Origin of the sequence: Thiocystis violacea (assembly GCF_016583575.1) — a bacterium.
Taxonomy (GTDB): domain Bacteria; phylum Pseudomonadota; class Gammaproteobacteria; order Chromatiales; family Chromatiaceae; genus Thiocystis; species Thiocystis violacea.
In genome coordinates this window covers 1-4,371 of sequence record NZ_NRRG01000112.1, presented here as the reverse complement: position 1 = coordinate 4,371, position 4,371 = coordinate 1, and the positions used below count along the sequence as shown (strand labels likewise).

The 4,371-nt window shown below is 60.9% G+C and carries 4 protein-coding genes; all 4 read left to right on the top strand.

All coding sequences use genetic code 11. The features are described 5' to 3' along the window. The first annotated feature begins 623 nt into the window (after positions 1-623). Positions 624-2,084 (top strand): undecaprenyl-phosphate glucose phosphotransferase, encoded by a 1,461-nt coding sequence (locus tag CKO27_RS23375; protein ID WP_200377315.1) that lies wholly within the window; start codon positions 624-626, stop codon positions 2,082-2,084. A 380-nt stretch (positions 2,085-2,464) separates the two neighbouring features. Next, positions 2,465-2,713 carry a UPF0175 family protein gene (locus tag CKO27_RS23370; RefSeq protein WP_200377314.1) on the top strand — a complete coding sequence of 83 codons (249 nt, stop codon included), beginning with the start codon at positions 2,465-2,467 and terminating at the stop codon, positions 2,711-2,713. Beyond that, a complete protein-coding gene (locus tag CKO27_RS23365; RefSeq protein WP_200377313.1) occupies positions 2,706-3,215 on the top strand; it encodes a PIN domain-containing protein in 510 nt (169 codons plus the stop codon). Before CKO27_RS23370 ends, CKO27_RS23365 begins: the two co-directional genes overlap by 8 nt. 282 nt (positions 3,216-3,497) lie before the next feature. Next, positions 3,498-4,049, top strand: coding sequence for a DUF4351 domain-containing protein (locus CKO27_RS23360; RefSeq protein ID WP_200377312.1), 552 nt, complete (start codon positions 3,498-3,500; stop codon positions 4,047-4,049). Positions 4,050-4,371 lie beyond the last annotated feature (322 nt).

Sequence of the window (4,371 nt, the reverse complement as noted above, 5' to 3'; positions counted from 1 at the left end):
AAGGTTGACTTCGAGACGTCTACACCAACCCAACAGGTTTCAGAATGCATGCTCATCCCTCCCTATACCCCGCCTTGCAGAATCGGGCTTTACGCCCTGGCAACTGTTCGGGTTGTTGAGGAAAACCCCGCATCGACCCAAGCTCTCCCACGATCTCGAAATCAGAGGGGTTACGGTCTGAGACGGGTAAAACAAACCTACAACCGGACAAAACTAACTTACAAGGGGAGAACGTCGAGCCATCGTCGTATCGGTTGTTTTTACACCGTTCCTAATCGATCGACCCGCCGCGCCACCTTCGTCCAACGACAGACCGCGCGCCGCCAACGCCCCACCTCCTCCCGCCCCCCAAAATTACACGCCCAAGCGGCAAGCCACCAACAATGACCATACATCCCATCGGGCTATGGACGCGCACCAATAAACACACTATGCTCCGCCCTCGTCAACGCGCGGCTCGTGTGTCAGCCAGCAAACAAGCGGGGTCGCCGAACGCGACGCACACCCTCCCCCGCCAAGCCGACACCCGAACGTGCCAAGGATCCGGAACACTCAGTCGTCACCCCGCGGTGCCCAATGGCCCGTGAGGCGGCGCGCTCGTGGACAACCAGTGAGCTTGAAGGATGCAAGAAGCACTCTCTGAAACAGGCCATCGAACGGCCGCCGCCCTGCCCTTCGGCGATCTGGGATGCCGGCTCAACTACCTCCTCTACTTCGCCGACATCGGCTTTCTCGGCCTGTCCGCCATCCTGATCCATCTCGGCCTGCGGCAGGATGAATGGCTCAATAATCTGATCCCGGTCGCACTGGCCGCGCTGCTCGCCATCCTGGCCTACAGCTTCTTCACCTTCAGCAGCGGCCTCTACGACTGGCGCCAGTTCCGCCACAAGATCAAGAACCCCACGACCACCTTCAACGCCGTGCTCTTCGCCTTCGGCGTCCTCCTCCTCATCGCCTTCAGCCTCAAGATCACGGACAACTTCTCCCGACTCTGGACCGCCCTCTGGCTGTTGAGCGTTATCCTCTATCTGGCGGTCAGCCGGCTCACGCTCGCGATCTATCTCGCCCGGCCGGATCAACGCAACCTGATGCAGCGCAAGGCCATCATCGTCGGCGCGGGAGACACCGGACAGGACGTGCTCGATCACCTCCGCCGCTTCGAGGCGCAAGACATCCGGGTGATCGGCTTCCTCGACGACCGCGCCAGCCGCCTGCCGCCCGCCCAACAGGGCGTGCCGGTCCTGGGGCCAACCAGCCGGCTCGAACGGCTGCTCCACAATGGCGGACCCGATCTCATCATCCTGGCGCTCCCGCGCACCGCCCTAGCGCGCATCCACGGCCTCGCGACCAAGCTCTCCACCTGGTCGGTCGACATCTACCTGGCGCCCGACCGGCTCGGGCTCGATCACGCCCACCGCCCCGTCCACCGGCTCGGCGGCATGAACCTGCTCAGCCTCCGCGACCGCCCGATCAGCGAGTGGGAAGCGGTCGTCAAGCGCATCGAGGATCTTTGCATCGCCATTCCCGCGATCGTCCTGCTCTCCCCCCTGCTCGCCCTCGTCGCGCTCGCCATCCGGCTGGAGTCGAAGGGCGACGTGCTCTTCGTGCAGGAGCGGTTCGGCTTCAACAACAACCTGATTCGGGTCTTCAAGTTCCGGTCCATGTACACCCACATGACGGACTTCAATGCCGAGCGACTCACCAGCAAGGACGATCCGCGCGTCACCAGGGTCGGCCGCTTCATTCGCCGCACCAGCCTCGACGAGCTGCCGCAGCTCTTTAATGTCGTGCGCGGCTGCATGTCCATCGTCGGCCCGCGACCCCACGCCACCCGCGCCAAGGCCGGCGAGATCCTCTACCAGGACGCCGTCGCGCAGTACGCCAGCCGCCATCGCGTCAAGCCCGGCATCACCGGCTGGGCGCAATGCAACGGCTGGCGCGGCGAGACCGACACCGAAGAGAAGATCCAGAAACGTGTCGAGCACGATCTCTATTACATCGAGAACTGGAGCGTCTTCCTCGATCTGCTGACCATCGCCAGGACGCTGCTACTCTTGTTCAAGAGGCAAGAGAATGCCTTTTGAGGTCTGTTCTCGGGGCCGGCCCGGCCGATCCGAGCGGCTATTGGACGCGACGTACTCCCGAACGGCCGATTCGGGATGTGGCTTTTCAAGACCTGACCCCGTGACCTGTGGCCCTGTGGTGGCGATACGGCTCGTGGCTCGTTCCCACGCTCCGGCGTGGGAATGCCGTGGCACCGCTCTGGCGGTGAGCATGGTGACGCGACGCTCGAGCGTCGCGCCGCGCGCTCCCACGCCGGAGCGTGGGAGCCAGAGAGGTGGATATTGGGCGATTTGTCCTGAGATACCTGGCGCGAATGGACAAGGAGAGACGCTGGAGGAAACCAAGGAAAGTCTGCGACAGGCGATCGAAATGATCCTTTCATCTGACGAGGCCGATACCGATGCAAATCGTCGTTGACGTTCCGGCGAACCTGCCCGATGCACTCCAGCAAACCCAACGGGAGTTCGCCGACGACGCCAAGATGGCCATGGCGGCTAAGCTCTACGAGATGAAGCGCCTTTCCTCCGGCATGGCCGCGACCCTGGCTGGAGTGGATCGCGTGCGGTTCTTGAGTGACTTGCATCGCTACGGAGTGGCGATCATCGATTTGGATGATGACGAGTTGAGCTCGGATATCCTCAATGCCTGAGCGCCAACGCACCATCGTCATCAACACCACGCCGCTCATTGCGCTCACAGCGGCCACCGGAGACTTGGATGTCTTACGTTTTTTGTACGATCACGTCCTGGTGCCTGATGAAGTGGCTCAGGAAATCCGCGTCGGCGGAAAGGATGCCTTCGCCCTGGATGTTTTCGAACGCGCAACATGGCTTGATCTGATCCAAGCCCCTGCCCTGCTTTCACCTTATCTGGAAAATTCGCTTGATCGTGGAGAAGCGGCCGTTATACAAAGCGCGCTCGATCGTAACCTGGATCTCGTTTGTATCGACGAAATCCAAGGTCGTCGCGTCGCCCGGCTTTCTGGCCTGCGATTGACCGGTTCCATCGGAATCTTACTCAGGGCCAAACAACTCGGTTTCACGCTGTCGATTCCCGATGCCCTTGCCGCCATGCGCAAGCGCGGCATCTGGCTGAGCGAGAAGGTGATCCGTTTTGCACTTGATCAGGCAAACAAAACACAATGTCACTGATCGATTTAGAGGTTTCGGAAAGAAGCCGCGGGGGCAATCATGCGTCGATGTTGTTTTTCAAGACCTGACCCTATGACCCTGGTTTCGTCCCGCAAGGGGCCTGTATACACCATACCGAATCACCCTGGAGGCCTACCAGAAGGGACGTTGCGAGCCATCCTGAAGCAAGCTGATATCACACCGGATCAGTTTCTCGACACGTAATCAATAAGCTATGGCGTTATATGAAAAATAATTCGAGCCTGGAACCTTTTGGCTCGCTGGGCTCGCTGGGGTTGTCGGATGGGCCTGCGCTTCCCGCTGGTCAGCTTGACGGCTTATCGTAACCGTTGGGCGGAACTCGACGCCTCGTCCAATCCCTTTGCCATCGTGACCCAAGCCCACCTCCAGGCCCAGGACACCGCCGGCTCCGAGACCGCGCGCTACCAGGCGAAACTGGGGTTGATTCGCAGCCTGTACCGGCGCGGTCTAGTGCGCCAGGATATTCTGGAGTTGTTCCGCTTCATCGACTGGGTGCTGACGCTGCCGGAGGGACTGGAAAACCAGTTATGGACGGAGGTCCAGCAATTTGATGAGGAAAGACGCATGCGCTATGTGAGCAGCTTCGAGCGAATCGCTCAGAGAAAAGGTGTGGAGAAAGGGGTGGAGCAAGGGATCGGCCAGGGTCAGGCCAGGCTCATACAGTTACAACTCCAGCAACGATTCGGCGCGCTACCGCCCGAGGTCGAGGCACGCCTACAGGGCGCCACGCCGGAGCAATTGGAACGCTGGGCGCTGCGGATCCTGGACGCCGCCAGCCTGGACGACGTGTTTCGGCCGGACAGCGAGCATTAACCATGCATGGCCCCGCGCTTCGCCTTGGTCGCGTTTGCGCCGGTCATCCCGGCGCATCGAGCCGATGGTCGGCCCCGGCTTGGCTCGTTCCCACGTTCCAGCGCGAGGATGTGCAATGGGAGACCTGACCCCGCCTCCTCCAACGGCCGATACGGGATGTGGCTTTTCGAGACCTGAGCCCGTGACCCTGCGGCTCCCTATCGCTTCAATATGAAAAATAATTCGAGCCTGGAACCTTTTTTATTCGATTCGGGATGCTCTCCCAAGAGTGTCTGCTACGCGAGGATGTGCAATGGGAGACCTGACCCCGGCCCCCTTGTGA